The organism is Sphaerisporangium sp. NBC_01403 (genome assembly GCF_045040145.1).
Taxonomy (GTDB): domain Bacteria; phylum Actinomycetota; class Actinomycetes; order Streptosporangiales; family Streptosporangiaceae; genus Sphaerisporangium; species Sphaerisporangium viridialbum.
Map to the genome: position 1 here is coordinate 5,215,727 of NZ_CP109534.1, position 15,381 is coordinate 5,231,107.

The following is a 15,381-nucleotide window of genomic DNA, read 5'->3' on the forward strand; positions in this document are numbered from 1 at the left end:
GGCACCGGGCCCGTCTGCCGGATCACGGGAAACCGCCTCGGCTAGCTCGCCGTGCAGGTGACCGTCGCGGGGACGGTGTTGGCGGTGGTCCAGGTGCCGCTGAAGCCGAACGACGTCGAGGCGCCGGCTGCGAGGGCCCCGTTGTAGCTCACGTTCTTCACCGTGACGTCCGCCCCGGTCTGGGTCAGCGTGCCGTTCCAGATCTGGGTGATGGTCTGGCCGTTGGCGAAGGTCCACTTCACCGTCCAGCCGGTGATCGCCGAGGTGCCGGCGTTCTTGACCGCGACGTCGCCCTGGAAGCCGCCCTGCCAGGAGTTGGTGACGCTGTAGGTGGCCGTGCAGCCGCCGCCGGTCCCGCCGCCGCTGGTGGTGGTGAACGTGACGGGGTTGGAGGCCGCGGAACTGTTGCCCGCCGCGTCCCGCGCCACCACGTAGAACGTGTACGACGTACTCGCCGACAGGCCGGTCAGCGCGAACGAGGGCGAGGTCGCCGTGCCCACCTTCACATCGGTGGCACCCGCCACCCGGTACACGTCGTACCCGGTCACCCCGACGTTGTCCGTCGAGGCCGTCCACGACAGCGACGCGCCCGACGAGGTGATCGACCCCGCCGTAGGCGTGCCCGGCTTCGACGGCGCCGTGGTGTCCGTGCCGCCGCCGCTGCTGGTGGTGAACGTGACGGGGTTGGAGGCCGCCGAGCTGTTGCCCGCCGCGTCCCGCGCCACCACGTAGAACGTGTACGACGTACTCGCCGACAGGCCGGTCAGCGCGAACGAGGTCGAGGTCGCCGTACCCACCTTCACATCGGTGGCACCCGCCACCCGGTACACGTCGTACCCGGTCACCCCGACGTTGTCCGTCGAGGCCGTCCACGACAGCGACGCGCCCGACGAGGTGATCGACCCCGCCGTAGGCGTGCCCGGCTTGGACGGCGCCGTGGTGTCGGGCGTGCCGCCACCGCCGTTGCGGTCGCCGTAGATGATGCCCCGGCCGTTGGTGCCGATGTAGACCCGGCCGTAGATCCGCGGGTCGCCGGTCAGCGCCTCGCCGAAGTTGCCGTACTGGTGCTGGTCGTCGTTGATCCGGACCCAGGTGGCCCCGGCGTCGTCGGAGCGGAACACCCCGCGCACCCCGTCGATCTTGGCGACCGTGTAGAGCGCCTGGTACGTCTTGCCCGGCGCGGCCTTGCCGAAGCCGATGTTGTCGGCCTGGGCGACGTTGGCCAGCTTGGTGAAGGAGGCGCCGGAGTTGGTGGAGTGCCACAGGCCGTAGGTGCCGGTGGAGGTGCCCCCCGCCAGCCAGATGTCGCCCTCGGTGCCCGGCAGGGCCTTGAAGTGCACGTTCCCGGTCGTCGGGAGCCCGGTGGCGGCGGTCTTGGCGAAGGTCGCGCCGCCGTCGGTGCTGACGTAGAAGCCGCCGGCCGAGAACGCGTAGAACTTGTTCTTGTTGACCCGGTCGGACTCGATCACGGAGTTCGCCGGCACGCCGGACGACTGGGACCAGCTGTTGCCGTACCCGACCGAGTAGACGACCTGGAGGCCGGAGTCGCCCGGCGCCCAGACGAACCTGCTGCCGTCGGCGTTCGCGGCGACCGTCCCGCCGCTGTTGACGCCGCCGGGCTCGGTGCCCTGGAACCAGTTCGCGCCGCCGTCGGTGGAGAACGCCACGTGGCTGTCATTGGGCCGGTCGGAGTCGGTGAAGTTGCCCGCCCTGACCATCACGCTCGGGTTGGCCTCGGCGTAGTCGAGGCTGGTGGTGCTGGTGAACACCGGCTGGGTGAACATCATGGCCGGGACCTTCGTCAGGTCGTTGTGCCGGAACCCGCCGATGTCACCGAGCCCGCTGACCAGCGGCGCGCCGGTCGGCGGGCTGATCAGGTCGAGGACGGCGGTCTCCTCAAGACCGGCGACCATGGGCTTGATGGTGAACTGCGCGCCCGCGGTGTCCCACTTGGTGAGGTCGGTGGTGCCGTAGAGCGTGGCGCCGGTGCCGTACATCATGCGGTCGGAGTTGAACGGGTCGATCTCCATCGACTCGGTCATCCAGCCCAGCTTGGGAGTGACCTCGGGCGGCGAGGGGTTGGCCCCGAAGGTCAGCCACGGGGACGCCGTGATGTCCATCTTGTAGCGGAACGAGCGGTTGGGGTAGCTGGTGAAGTCCCACACCCGGGTCCAGGTGGCTCCCGAGTCGGTGCTGCGGAAGAAGATGACGTCCGGCCACCACGACATCTGCGTCGCGACCATGAGCGTGCCCGGGTGCTGGCGGTCGACGGTCAGGCCGCTGTAGCCGAAGTAGTCGTCCGCGCTGCTGGAGGGGATCGGGCTGATCTGGGTCCAGGCGCCGGTCGCGGTGGCGTACCGCCACACGTCGCCCTTGCCACCGTCGTACGGGCCGCCGGTGTCGCTGGTGGCGATGTAGAGATAGCCGTTGGTGGTGTCGAGTACGCCCTTGTGCGCGATGTACCCCGTCGGCTGCCCCGCGACCCGCTCCCAGGTGGTGCCGCCGTTGGTGGTGCGGTAGACCGTGTTGGCCTTGTCCGCCACCCCGACGTAGACGGTCTGCGTCGCGTTACCGGCGGTGCCGGTGCGCTTGTCGAACGTCACCCACACGACGCCCTGGTTGTCGCCGTTGTAGGCGTCGCCCGGGGTGGCCACGTAGTTGCCGGCGTTGGGGAAGTTCGTGACCTTCGCCCAGGTGACGCCGGAGTCGGTGCTGCGCCAGAGGCCGTTCCCGCTGGGCGCCCCGAAGTACAGGACGCTGTTCTTGTTGGGGTCGATCGCCAGCCGCTCGCCCATGCCCCGGCCCGGCATGTTGCCGCCGAGCTTGAACGGCAGGGGCGAGGTCTGCCAGGTGGCCCCCTTGTCGCTGGAGCGCAGGATCGCCCCGTTGTTCGGGTCCCAGGAGTTGGTGTACATCCCGGCCGCCACGTAGACCTTGTTCGGGTCCACGGAGTCGGTGGCGAGGCTCACCACACCGTTGAGGCCCCAGTTGTCGTACCCCACCCAGTCGAGCATCGGGGTCCAGGTCTGGGTGGCCTGGTTCCACCGGTAGGCGCCGCCGATGTCGGTGCGGGCGTAGATGAGGTCCTTCTGGGTCTGGTTGAAGATGATCCCCGGTACGAACCCGCCGCCGGCGATCTGGACGTTCTTGTAGGTGTACGGGTCCGACGCGGCGGCCGCCACCGGCGGCGCCTTCACGCCCGCGAGGAAGGACGCGGCCAGCGCCATCGCGAGCATGCTGAGGAGCTTCTTGCGCATGAACGGTTCCCTTCGAATCCCTTCGAAATACGGACAACCGCCATGCACGATCAGGTGGGACCCTGACCGTCGGCCTCCAGCGTGCATGGTTCCCATGAGGCTCCTGACAGCCTCGGCCGCAGGTTCACACAGTCGGGCCCGGCGCGTCAATAGTTTGGGGATTAAACTTTCTCGCCGCTGACCGGGGCGCCGCCGGCACGCTGGGCGAACCGCGTCCGGGGCGCGCGGGCGGGCGTACACGATGGTGAACCCGCACCCGGCGGCGACGGTGGGCGACCACCGCGCAACTCGCGCGAACGAGCAGGTGAAAGCCCGAAATTTCCGGGTAACGGGGGGTCGTGCCTCATCACCTCACTCTTGCGGCGCCGGACCTGAAACTCGACGTCAACCTCCTCGACTACGTCGTCCTGGCGCTCTACTTCGTCACCGTGCTGGGCATCGGCCTGGCCGCCCGCCGGGCCATCCGTACCAGCCTGGACTTCTTCCTCTCCGGACGATCACTGCCCGCCTGGATCACCGGCCTGGCGTTCCTGTCCGCCAACCTCGGCGCCACCGAGATCCTCGGCATGGCGGCCAACGGCGCGCAGTACGGCATCGCGACCGTGCACTACTACTGGATCGGGGCCGTCCCCGCGATGGTCTTCCTCGGCATCTTGATGATGCCGTTCTACTACCGGTCCAAGGTCCACAGCGTGCCCGACTTCCTGCGGCGGCGCTTCAACGGCCAGACCCAGCTCCTCAACGCGATCACCTTCGCCGTGGCACAGGTGCTGATCGCCGGCATCAACCTGTACGCGCTCGCGCTCGTCATGGGCGCGCTGCTCGGATGGCCCCTGCTGCTGTCGATCGTCGTGTCCGCGGCCATCGTGCTCGCGTACGTCGTGCTCGGCGGCCTGTCCTCCGCGATCTACAACGAGGTGATGCAGTTCTTCGTCATCCTCGCGGGCCTGATCCCCATCACCGTGCTCGGCCTGATCAAGGTGGGTGGCTTCTCGGGGCTGGCGGACAAGGTGCGGCAGTCGGCGCTCGGCGACCCCGGCCTGCACTCCTGGGCGGGCACCGGCTCCGCCGACGGCAACCCCCTCGGCGCGCACTGGATCGGCATCGTGCTCGGCCTCGGCTTCGTGCTGTCCTTCGGCTACTGGACGACCAACTTCGCCGAGGTGCAGCGAGGGCTGTCCGCGCGGAACACCACCGCGGCGCGGCTCACCCCGATCGTCGCGGCGTACCCCAAGCTGATGATCCCGGCGGTCACCGTCATCCCCGGCCTGGTCGCGCTGGTGCTCTTCAGCGACCTCGGCAAGCCCGGCGGCCCCCAGTACAACGAGGCGATCCCGCTGCTGATGGGCGACCTGCTCCCCAACGGCGTGCTGGGCATCGCCGTCACCGGCCTGCTGGCGTCGTTCATGGCCGGCATGGCGGCCAACATCAGCGGCTTCAACACGGTCTTCACCTACGACATCTGGCGCTCGCACGTGAAGAAGGACAAGCCCGACGACTACTACCTGAGGCTCGGGCGCCTCGCGACCGTCGGCGGAGTCGTGCTCGGCATCGGCACCGCGCTGATCGCCTCGGGGTTCAGCAACATCATGAACTACCTGCAGACGCTGTTTTCCTTCTTCAACGCGCCGCTGTTCGCGACGTTCATCATCGGCCTCTTCTGGCGCCGGATGACCGCGTGGGCCGGCTTCTGGGGACTGTTGACGGGCACGCTCGCCGCGTTCGCCTCGTACATCCTGTTCAAGGCCGGGGTGATCGACTTCGGCACCGAGCTCAACGCCACCTTCTGGGGCGCGGGCACCGCGTTCGTCGTGGACACGATCGTCTCCGTCGTGGTCACCCTGGTCACGACGCCCAAGCCCGAGAGCGAGCTGCGCGGCCTGGTCTACGGGCTCAGCGACGCCTCGATCGCGGACGACGCGCTGAAGGGCGACAAGGCCTGGTTCCGCTCGCCCGTCGTGCTCGGCGCGGGCGCCGTGATCCTGGCCGCCGCGCTCTACATCCCCTTCATCTGACGAGCATGACCACCCCCGATCGGAGACCCCTGTGAGCGACGAGACCGGCCGCAGGCGCGTGGCCCGGCTGTTCGACATCCGCCGGATCATCGGCGCCCTGTTCCTCCTGTACGGCGTGATCCTCTCGGTCGTCGGCCTCCTGGACGACAAGGCGGCCGTGGACAAGGCCGAAGGCGTCCGCATCAACCTCTGGACCGGCATCGCCATGATCGTCGTCGGCGCCGTCTTCCTCCTGTGGGAGCGGCTGCGCCCCCTCGACGCCCCCGATGCGTCCCACTCGGAGGAGGAGGACACGGAGCACGGGCCCGCATGACCCGTGCCCGAAATGTAACTTTCAGCGTCAATCGAGGCTGAGGCCCAGGTCAGCACGGCTCCGGCAAGCGGCTTCCTTCTCGGAAAGGGCCCGCGTCCTTACGATCGCGAGGCGGACTACCGGAGGTGAAGGATGGCGACCACGAGGCGTACGCTCCTGGCGATGGTGACGGCCCTGATCGGAGTCCTGGCGTACCTGGTCATCACGCCCGTCCTGCCCGCCCGGGCCGCGACCGTGAAGATCATGCCGCTGGGCGACTCGATCACCGGCTCCCCCGGCTGCTGGCGGGCCCTGCTGTGGAACAAACTGGCCCAGGGCGGCTACACCGGCCTCGACTTCGTCGGCACCCTGCCGCCCCAGGGGTGCTCGGTGTCCTACGACGGCGACAACGAGGGACACGGCGGCGCGCTCGTCACCAACGTGGCCGACCAGAACCAGCTTCCCGGCTGGCTCTCCGCCACCAAGCCCGACGTCGTGCTGATGCACTTCGGGACCAACGACGTGTGGAGCAACCGCCCGACGGACACGATCCTCGCGGCGTACGGCAAGCTGGTCGACCAGATGCGGGCGAGCAACCCCAACATGAAGATCGTGGTCGCCCAGATCATCCCGATGAACCCCAGCACCTGCGCCGAATGCGGCCAGCGGGCCGTCGCGCTCAACGCCGCGATCCCCGGCTGGGCCTCGTCCAAGACCACCGCGCAGTCACCGATCGTGGTCGTGGACCAGTGGACCGGGTTCAGCACCGCGAGCGACACCTACGACGGGGTGCACCCGAACAGCACGGGCGACCAGAAGATGGCCGACAAGTGGTACCCGGCCCTGACCCGCCTGCTCGGCACGACCCCGCCGCCCACCCCGACCCCGACGCCCACCGTGACCCCGACCCCGACTCCCACTCCCACGCCGCCACCGGCGGGCACCGGATGCTCGGCCACGTACAAGGTCACCAACTCCTGGCAGGGCGGGTTCGGCGCCGAGGTGACCGTCAAGAACACCGGCACGGCGGGGATCACCGGCTGGACGGTCAAGTGGACCTTCGCCAACGGCCAGACGGTCACCCAGCTCTGGAACGGGGCCCTGACCCAGAGCGGCAGCGCCGTGACGGTCAAGAACCTCAGCTACAACGGCAGCCTGGGAGCCGGCGCCTCCACCACCTTCGGCTTCAACGGCAGCTGGACCGGCACCAACACCGCCCCCACCCCCACCTGCACAGCCCCCTGACCCCGCTCCCCGCCCGGCCGTTGGGTCCCGCTCCCGGCCCACCCCTTTGGCCCCACTCCCGTATGCCCCTTTGATCCTGCTCCGCGCACGGCCCTTCGGTCCCCCTCCGTACGACCGTTTTGTCCCGCTTCGAAAGGCGCATCCCGACCCGATCGGTCCAGGGTGGGCGGCTCATTCCAGGGCGTCAGCCGCCCACCCTGGACCCGATCAACACCCCGTCCATGACAGGCTCCCCTAAACTTGTGCAGGGACGAGCTAAAGTGAACAACTCCCCAGGCTCACATGGACGCCAACTTATGAGAGACTCCAGGCTTGCGGGGCGGTAGCTCAGCCGGTCAGAGCAGCGGACTCATAATCCGTCGGTCGTGGGTTCAAGTCCCACCCGCCCTACTCCCCCACCTGAAGAACAGCCCCCTGACCTGGCCTCTTTCGTTCACCTGGGATGGTCAATTCCAGGTCCCCCCTCAGGCGTCCCCTCAGGCGTCCCCTCAGGGGGGGACCGAAGGGGGACCAGCACTGCGACGCGGTGAGGCCGCGCTGACCGCCATCCGCGAGGGCCTGCGACATGAGAACCCTGGCGTCCGTGAGGGCTGCTGTCGGCTCCTCGACCATCTGGTCGACACCGAGTCCATGAGTCAGCTCATCGCCATGGCCGACGACCCTGACGCAAAGGTCAGGATTGCCGCCTTCCACGCCTTGGCCTGCGACCGCTGCAAGAGCGACACATGTGCACCCGGTTCCGACCTTGTCCTCGAACCGGCACTCCGTCATCTGGGCGACGATCCGGAGCCCAAGGTCCGGATGAGGGCCGCTGAGCTTGTCGGCAAGTTCGCTCACACCGACGTCCGCGCCGTCGCCGCCTTGGAGGCGGCACACACCAGCGATCCGAGCCCGTCCGTCCGGAAAGTCTCGGGCTGGTACGCACCGGGTGGGGCGATCTACTGGCGGACCGCTCCCCGAGATATGGACACAGGGTTTATGCCGCGAGTGGGAGCCTAGCGGCTTTCTGGTGTTGCTGTTCGAACTCCAGGGGTGAGAGGTAGGACAGGGCGCTGTGGCGCCTGCGGGCGTTGTAGAAGGTGAGCCATCGGAAGAGCTCGAGGCGGGCCTGGCTGACCGTCATCTGCCGCGCCAGTTTGTCAGTGGGGCGATCTAATGTCCCGGTCATGACTTCAGCGACGCAGGCGTACACGTACGCCGCGCCCTCCTCCCTTGTCGACGGTCGTCTCGGATTGGCGACCTCCGGCGGGCGGGCCCTGTCCGGCCCGGCCGTGGCCCCCCGGTTCTTCAGCGGCGTGGTGACTCAGGCGGCCCCCGCCGCGGCGGGCCTGCTCGGCGTCGCCGATGTGGCGCTGGCCCGCTACCACCAGCCGCAGGCGCGGCCCGGCTGGGTGCGGGACCCGGTGGTGACGTGCAACGGAGACCGGTTGCGGTTCGAGTCGTTCTCGGCCTGTGGCGGCGTGTATGCCCGGCTTGATCTGCTGAACGGCACGCTCGACGGCGAGGTGTTCGACCGGGGCACCACCAACGTCGACGTGAACGCGCCGCTCCGTGAGGCGCTGGCGCGCATCGGCGCGCGTGACCCGTTGCACCTGGGGGTAGGCCTCGACGAGCTGGTCGTGACCACGATGGACGGCGCGGTGGTGGAGAAGAAGGTGCCGCTGCCCGAGCGCTGGTTACGCGGATTCGCCGAGGTGCAGGTCATCGCCTCGGGCATGGACCAGCGCGGTGAGCTGACCGGCATGGCGGCGGTGCGGTTCCTGCGCGGGCTGCCCAAGAAGGGCACGGTGTGGGTGGCGCAGGCGGGGCGTGAGCTGAAGGTCTCCGACCGTCAGGTTCCGGGCTCGGTCCAGCTCGCCGGCCCCAACCGGCTCGCCACCCTCCTGCCACTGCTGCGCTTCGCGAAGTCCCTCCGGGTGTACGGCCCGGCCGACGCCGCCTCCAGCGCCTGGGAGCTGGAGCTCCCCGGCATGCGCTACACGCTGACCCTCTCGCCCGAGCGGTGGCGCGGCTTCTCCGGCGAGGGCGCGGTGCTCGACGACCTGGCCACCGACGAGGCCGAGAACGACGCCGACGTAGTGGGCATGCTGCTCAGCTTCGAGCCCGAGGTCGAGATCGGCCTGCTAGCCGACCGCGCGGGCATCCCCGCCGACCGGGTGCGGGCCGCGCTGACGCAGCTCGGCGTCGTCGGCCGGGTCGGCTACGACCTGTCGGAGGCCGCCCACTTCCACCGTGAGCTGCCCTATGACAAGGACAACGTGATCCTGCTCAACCCGCGGCTGGCCAAGGCGCGCAAGCTCGTCGACGCGGGCGCCGTGCACCTCGAAGGCGAGCTGGCCACCGTCCACACCTCGGGCGGCGCGCGCCGGGTCTCGCTGGCCGACGGCTCCTGCACCTGCGAATGGTGGTGGGACCATCGCGGCTCCCGTGGGCCGTGCAAACACGTGCTGGCCGCCCGCATCGTCGCCCGCGCCGCCGTGGCGGTCTCCCGATGACCCTCTGGACGGAGATCTGCGACCTGGTCACCCGCAACCAGGTCACCCGCCTGGCCGACCGGCTGGTCACGCTCACCGAGGAGGAGCGCGCCGAGCTGAGCGGGCGGTTGCCCGGCCTCGTCAAGGAGCTGCGCCGCGCCCGCACCGAGCAGGTGCGCGCCCAGCATCCCGACGACTTTGAGGAGATGGCCTCCTGGGAGGTCGGCGACCTGCTCGACAAACTGGCCGACGCGCTGCTGCTGACCGGTGTCGGCGTCATCACCGGCCCGGCGGCCGCCGTGACGTGGATGACCGCCCGCGACGTCAACCGCCGCTGGGCCGAGGACCCCAACGTCGCCCAGGTGTGCCGGGTGGCGGCCACCCGCCCCCGGGAGTGGCGTCGCGATGTCGCGGTCCGGCTGGCCCAGCGGGTGCGCCGTCCCGCCGACCGCATCGCGCCGCTGGCCGTGGCGCTGCTGCGCGAGTCCGGCGCCGTGCCGCCCGACCACGACCCGCTGGTGGCCGCCTGGCTGGCCGCGCCGAGCGTGGCCGATGACCCGCTGACCCCCGTGCTGCTGCCTCGTGTCTTCGACGCCGACGGCGCGGGCCGCGCCCTCCGTGACGAGCGGCTGGAGCCCCAGCCAACCCGCTGGCTGGCCGCCGCCGCCCGCGAGCTGCCCAAGGAGCAGGTGCTCGACGGTTGCGTGAGCCGTTTCCTGCGTGGCGGCGAGGCGCAGGACCTGCGGTTCTTCGTCCGGCTGCACATGCTCCTCGACCCCACGCCCGCGGAGTCCGCGCCCCGCCTGCGCGACTACCTGCGGTTGTTGCCGTCAGCTCCGGGCACGGTCGCCGAGCTGGCCGCAGGGCAGGTGCGCGGGGCGATGCCGCTCGACCACGCCGACCTGGTCGAGGCGGTCGACGCGCTCACCTTCCGGGACGAGGCCAAGCTCGCCGCCACGGGCCTGCGCTGGCTCGACCAGGCGATCCGGGCCACGCCCGAGGCGGCCGCCGATTTCGTGACCGCGCTGACCACGGCGTACGCGCACAAGTCCTTCGACGTGCGCAACCGCGCGGCCGAGCTGACCCTGAAATACGCCGACCTGTTCGCCGACCACACCGGGGCGATCCTCGACGGCGTCGGCCACCTCCCCGCCGACCTGGGCGCGAAGCTGGCCGAGCAGTTCGGCGGGGAGACCCCGGTCGAGGAACTGCTGGAGCAGAAGGAGTTCCCGCCGCTGCCCGAGCTGCCGGAGGCGCGGCGGTTCCCCGAGCCGTCGATCTCCCCCAACTACCACGAGCGTTGGATCGGCCAGGAGCGCTGGCTGGCGGCCTTCGTCGCCGGGATCGCCGACGACCGGGCGAAACTGCGCCGCAAGCTCAAGCCCCACGTCGAGCAGGACCAGGGTTACTGGCGGTCCAGGGAGGTGCGCCTCGACCCCGACGACTGGCAGTCGGCGCTGTCCGCCGAGCTCGTCACTCCCGGGAGCGTGCCGGAGCTACCGCCGATCGGGCCGGAGAAGTTCTGGGACGGCGCGAACCACTCCGTGGGAGTACGCGCCCTCACCCGTGGCGAGGAGCCCGACCCGGAGCCGTCGCCCCGGCGGATCATGGTGGGCGGCGCCTACCGGCCTGGCCGCTACCTCGACGACGACACCCCGCTGCGCGCCTTCTTCATCACCTGGACCAGCGACGACGGCCCGGACGGGGCGGTGGCCCACGAGGGCGACCGGCAGATCCCCTTCGCCAGGGGCCGGATCCACCTGTACGGCTCCCCCACCGACGTCGAGCAGCCGTGGTATTTCGGCGCCGACGACGAGGACGTGGAGATCTACGACGACAGACTGCCGGATCGCCTCCGTCCGGTGCGGACGAGGCCTGGCGTCTTGTACGACGACTCCGTGGAGGCCATGCCGTCCTTCATCCTCGACCGCGCCTACGAGCGCATGGCCGAGCTCGGCGTGGACCCCGCCCGGATCGCGGCGATGCGGGCAGAGGAGCAGGTGCCCCCGCCGAGCCCGGGCGAGCCGCTCGTGGAGGTGACCGTCGTCTTCGTCCCGCCCCGGCTGCGTTCCTTCATGCCCAAGGAGTTGCCCGAGCACGACGAGTGGCGGCGGCGCAACCAGCTGCCCCACCCCAATCGCGTCTCCCCGCCCCACGATTTCCTGCTGCACCGCTACGCGGAACTCGCCGAGGCCCTCCGAAACGGCACTCTGCCGCCTGTGCTGCTGGCCACGCCGACCTGGATGAGCGGCCACCTCGACCCCGACGTGCTGGTCGACCGGCTGGAGACCTGCGCCGCCGCCGGGGTGGAGCCGCCCCCGGCCGACCTGGCGCAGGCGCTGCTGCGGTTACCCCGGGGCAGCCACCAGGCTGCGGCCGACCGGGCCGCCAAGGTCGACTCGGAGGCGGCGCGCTCGGCCGCCCGCTGGCTCGCCGGTGACGGCATGGCCGACCCCGAGTGCGGCCACGTGTGGCGCCACATGGTGGACGCGTCCATGGTCGAGTTCGGCGACGGCGAACCGGAGCACTTCACCGAGGTCAGGCTGCAGCCGGTGTTGCGGGTGACGGCCCCGACCGGCCATCGGCTGATCGACGAGGTGCTGCTGCGTCAGCCGTTCGATTGGACGGTCGACGAGTTCGGCAGCACGCTCCGGGCGTGGCCCGCCATGCTGCCCTCGCACCGCGAGGTCGTGGCCGTCAACTTCCTGCCCCTCCTGCTGCGCGGCCGCTGGGGCGCATGGGTGACGCCCACGGAGATCACCGGCCTGGAGATCTCCCAGGGCCCGATGGGCGAGTCCACGGCGGTGATCCTCGCCTTTCTCCTGGCCGACAGCGTGCCCGGCATGATCCCGCTGGTCCTGAGCATGGCCGCCAGGGGCGAGCTGCCCGCCGAGGCGATCGGCCGCCAGCTCGCGCTGGTGCTGCGCCGCACCTGGCAGGAGACCCGCCCCGCCATCGCGGCCCTGACCGAGCTGGCCCACGCCGGCGGCCACCACGAGGTGTGGCGCATCCTGCGCGCTCTGCTGCCCGGGATGTTGCCGGGCGAGGGGCAGCGCATCACCGTGACCCACGCCGAACTCGTCGCCTTCGCCGGCGACGTGGCACGCTGGACCGGCGCGCACGGGGAGATCCCGGTCGTCGCCGAGTTCGCGCGCAGCCGCCGGACTATCCGCTTCGTCCACGAGTGCAAGCGCCTTCACGCCCAGCTCACCGGAGCCACGTCATGACCTCTGACGACAACCGTACCGAGATCAGGAATCTCGTGCTCAACCGCGACGCCGAGGGTCTGGCGTTGCGGTTGCCCAAGCTCACCGACGCCGAGCGGGCCACCGTCGCCGCCGGGTTGCCGGGCCTGCTCGCCGAGCTCCGCGAGAGCCTGCTGCCGGCCACCACCGTCGACGGGGACGCCTTCGACTGGAGCGCCGACGACCCGGTCACCGGCCGGTCCGAGGTGCTGATGATGGTGGGCGCGGCGACCATCCCCGGCCCGGCCGGGGTGGTCACCTGGCTGATGAAGCGCGACCTCAATCCCCGCTGGACCGGCGCGCCGAGCCCGCACCGGCTGGTGAAGGCGGTCTCCGGTCGCCCGGTGGCCTGGCGTGCCGATCTGGCGGTACGGCTCGCGCGCCGCATCCGCCGTCCCGACGACCGGATCGTGCCGCTGGCCTTGGAACTGCTGCGTGACGGCGAGGCCACCCCACCCGACCACGAGCCGCTGGTGGCGGCCTGGTTGTCGGCGGTGGGGGTGGCCAAGGACCCGCTCACGCCCCACCTGCTTCCGAGGATCTTCGAGGCGGCCGGCGCGGGCCGGGCGCTGGTCAACGAGACGCTCACCCCGAAGCCGTCCCGCTGGCTGGCCCTGGCCGCCCGCACGCTGCCGCGCGAGCAGATCATCACCGGCTGCGTGAGCCGTTTCCTGCTCGGCGGCGACGCGCAGGACCTGCGTTTCTTCGTCCGGCTGCACACGCTCGTGGCGCCCACGCGAGAGGAGTCGGCCGGGCGGCTGCGCGACTACCTGCGTCTGCTGCCCGCCGCGCCGGGCCCGGTAGCCGAGCTGGCCTGGCGGCAAGTGCGCCAGGCGCGGCTCGACCCGGCGGACGTCGCCGAGGCCATCGAGGCGATGACCTTCCGCCAAGAGGCCAAGCTCGCCGTGAAGGGCCTGACCTGGCTCGACCGCGACCTCGCCACCACACCGGAACGTGTGGCCGACCACGTCACCGCGCTGACCAACGCGTACGCGCACACCTCTCACGAGGTGCGCGACCGCGCGGTCACCCTCACCCTCAAGCACGCCGACCACCTCACCGACCCCGCCCCGATCCTGGAGGCGGCCGAACTGCTGCCCCCGGCCTCAGCCCGGCAGCTCTTCGAGCGCTTCACCGAAGGCTGGACCAGCGACTTCACCCCCGGCCGCCTACCCGAGGCCACCACCCCCGGCCCGTTCCCCACCTCCGGCCTGGAGAGCGGCCCGCCGGAGGAGATCGGCTGGATCGACGTCGAGGCGTGGCTGGCGGCGGTCACGGGGGAGGCACATACGAACCCGGACTCCCTGAGGGAAACGCTGGCCCGGCGGTTCGGCGAACACCTACGGCCGGTGCTCTACGACGCGCCGACGTGGCAGTCCCCGCGTGACTGGTGCACCGCGCTGGCCAGGGAACTCGTCGACCCCGGCGAAGATCCGGGTCCGCCCATGTCCCGTCCGCCGAGGCAGCGCCCTTCGAGGAAGACGATCTCCGAGGAGCAGCGGGCCGACGCGGAGCAGGCCTTCCCCGGCCTGTCCGGCGACCTCGGGCAGGCCCTGTACGACGGCATGGTGAACGTCGCGGCCACGGCCTTCCAGCTGTTCCCCGGCCTCCGCACGGTCGTCCCGCTCCACGAGATGCCCGACTACGTACAGGAGGAGATCCTGCGGACGATCGACGTCCAGACTGACCCCTACGACCCGAAGGCGCGACCTGCGCCCGCCCCCTGGAACCGCCTCCCCCACCTGCGGGAGTGCGCCCGCCCCCACGCCTTCCTCCTGTCCCGCCTCGACGAACTCCTGCGCGCGGCGAAGGCCGGAGCCCTGCCCCCGGTACTGCTGGCCACCCCCACCCGCGCCGACGGCCACCTCGACCCCGAGATCTTGCTCAACCGCTTGGCCGTGTGCGCGGAATCCGGCTGCGAACCGCTCCCGCTGGACCTGGAACAGGCCCTGTTACGCCTCCCGCCCAATCCCGCCCCCGACCTGGCCGAACGCGCGAAGGGCATCGGCTCGGCGGCCGCTGCGGTGGTGGCCCGCTGGTTCGGGCGCGGCGCACCCCCACCCCCGGAGGTGGAGCTGACCTGGACCCTCGACCTCGGCTCCCGCGTCGTGCCCTACGACGACCACGTCCTCGACCAGCGCGGCATCGCCAACGTGAGCTGGCAACCCGTGGAGCCCACCGGTCTCGCCCACCTCGACGCCCTGCTGACCGCGCCTGGGATGCGGCCGTTCCGGCGCGTGTCACGTCACTTCTGGCCCGGCATGACGCCCCACCACCGGGAGCTAGCGGCGGCCCATCTGGCGATCGGCCTGATCGACCGTTTCGACCCGCCCGACATCGCGATCGACGACCTCCGCAACCTGACCCTGGCCGAAGGCGCGTCCGGCCCGGCGACGGCCCTGGTCCTGGCCTACTTCCTTACCGTGGAGGGCGACGACGCGGTGCCCCCACTGCTTCAGCTGGCGGCCAAGGGCGCGCTCCCCGCCGCCGAGACGGGCCGCCTGCTGGGCCTGTTCGGCCGCCGCACCCGCTACGAGGTCGACCCCGCGTTGCCCTCACTGGAGCTGGCCGCCAAGCAGGGCGCGCACGCGGAGGTATGGACGATCTTGCGCCACTTCCTGGCCGTCTTCCTCCCGAGGGAGGGCGAGCGGGCCCAGCGTCTGCACACCGACGCCGTCGTGCTGGCCACCGACATCGCCACGTGGGCCGACGCGCGGGGCGAGATCCCCGAGGTGGCCGCCCACACGAAGAAGCGCGGTTCGACCTCGCTGATCCGGGTCTGCCGGAGCCTCCACCAGTTCCTGACCCGGGAGGCCTGATCGCCCGCTGCGTAAGCCACTGCTCTGGGCACTG

General features: G+C 70.8%; 8 protein-coding genes, 1 tRNA gene and 1 pseudogene. 8 read left to right on the top strand and 2 right to left on the bottom strand.

Translation table 11 applies throughout. The annotated features are described in order from the left end of the window. Positions 1-41 precede the first annotated feature (41 nt). On the bottom strand, positions 42-3,257 hold the full coding sequence (locus tag OG589_RS23470; protein ID WP_405139512.1) for a cellulose binding domain-containing protein: 3,216 nt from the start codon (positions 3,255-3,257) through the stop codon (positions 42-44). Positions 3,258-3,595: 338 nt separating this feature from the next. Between OG589_RS23470 and OG589_RS23475 the strand changes: the two genes are divergently transcribed. From OG589_RS23475 to OG589_RS23495, 5 genes are all read left to right on the top strand, one after another. Next, on the top strand, positions 3,596-5,272 hold the full coding sequence (locus OG589_RS23475; RefSeq protein WP_405139514.1) for a sodium:solute symporter family protein: 1,677 nt from the start codon (positions 3,596-3,598) through the stop codon (positions 5,270-5,272). 31 nt (positions 5,273-5,303) lie between these two features. After that, positions 5,304-5,585, top strand: coding sequence for a hypothetical protein (locus tag OG589_RS23480; RefSeq protein WP_405139516.1), 282 nt, complete (start codon positions 5,304-5,306; stop codon positions 5,583-5,585). A 132-nt stretch (positions 5,586-5,717) separates the two neighbouring features. Continuing rightward, positions 5,718-6,809, top strand: coding sequence for a cellulose binding domain-containing protein (locus tag OG589_RS23485; protein WP_405139518.1), 1,092 nt, complete (start codon positions 5,718-5,720; stop codon positions 6,807-6,809). Between the two features lie 316 nt (positions 6,810-7,125). Then, a tRNA-Ile gene (locus OG589_RS23490) sits at positions 7,126-7,199 on the top strand. Positions 7,200-7,367: 168 nt separating this feature from the next. Next, positions 7,368-7,808, top strand: a complete 441-nt coding sequence (locus tag OG589_RS23495; RefSeq protein WP_405152105.1) for a HEAT repeat domain-containing protein — start codon at positions 7,368-7,370, stop codon at positions 7,806-7,808. Here OG589_RS23495 and OG589_RS23500 read toward each other — a convergent pair. Further along, positions 7,786-7,923 (bottom strand): annotated as a pseudogene (locus OG589_RS23500) (IS3 family transposase); the annotation flags it as partial. The gene OG589_RS23495 and the pseudogene OG589_RS23500 overlap by 23 nt on opposite strands. Positions 7,924-7,975: 52 nt before the next feature. Here OG589_RS23500 and OG589_RS23505 point away from each other — a divergent pair. From OG589_RS23505 to OG589_RS23515, 3 genes are read left to right on the top strand one after another with little or no spacing between them, the layout of a single operon-like run. Next, positions 7,976-9,304 carry an SWIM zinc finger family protein gene (locus OG589_RS23505; protein WP_405139520.1) on the top strand — a complete coding sequence of 443 codons (1,329 nt, stop codon included), beginning with the start codon at positions 7,976-7,978 and terminating at the stop codon, positions 9,302-9,304. Further along, on the top strand, positions 9,301-12,510 hold the full coding sequence (locus OG589_RS23510) for a DUF6493 family protein (RefSeq protein WP_405139522.1): 3,210 nt from the start codon (positions 9,301-9,303) through the stop codon (positions 12,508-12,510). The genes OG589_RS23505 and OG589_RS23510 overlap by 4 nt, the downstream gene beginning before the upstream one ends. Continuing rightward, positions 12,507-15,347: a hypothetical protein gene (locus OG589_RS23515; protein WP_405139524.1), complete on the top strand. Its 2,841-nt coding sequence runs from the start codon at positions 12,507-12,509 to the stop codon at positions 15,345-15,347. Before OG589_RS23510 ends, OG589_RS23515 begins: the two co-directional genes overlap by 4 nt. Positions 15,348-15,381 lie beyond the last annotated feature (34 nt).

Excerpts from the sequence above, each read along its gene's own strand:
- OG589_RS23470 (WP_405139512.1), bottom strand. The coding sequence starts at position 3,257 with ATGCGCAAGAAGCTCCTCAGCATGCTCGCGATGGCGCTGGCCGCGTCC.
- OG589_RS23485 (WP_405139518.1), top strand. The coding sequence starts at position 5,718 with ATGGCGACCACGAGGCGTACGCTCCTGGCGATGGTGACGGCCCTGATC.
- OG589_RS23505 (WP_405139520.1), top strand. The coding sequence starts at position 7,976 with ATGACTTCAGCGACGCAGGCGTACACGTACGCCGCGCCCTCCTCCCTT.
- OG589_RS23510 (WP_405139522.1), top strand. The coding sequence starts at position 9,301 with ATGACCCTCTGGACGGAGATCTGCGACCTGGTCACCCGCAACCAGGTC.
- OG589_RS23515 (WP_405139524.1), top strand. The coding sequence starts at position 12,507 with ATGACCTCTGACGACAACCGTACCGAGATCAGGAATCTCGTGCTCAAC.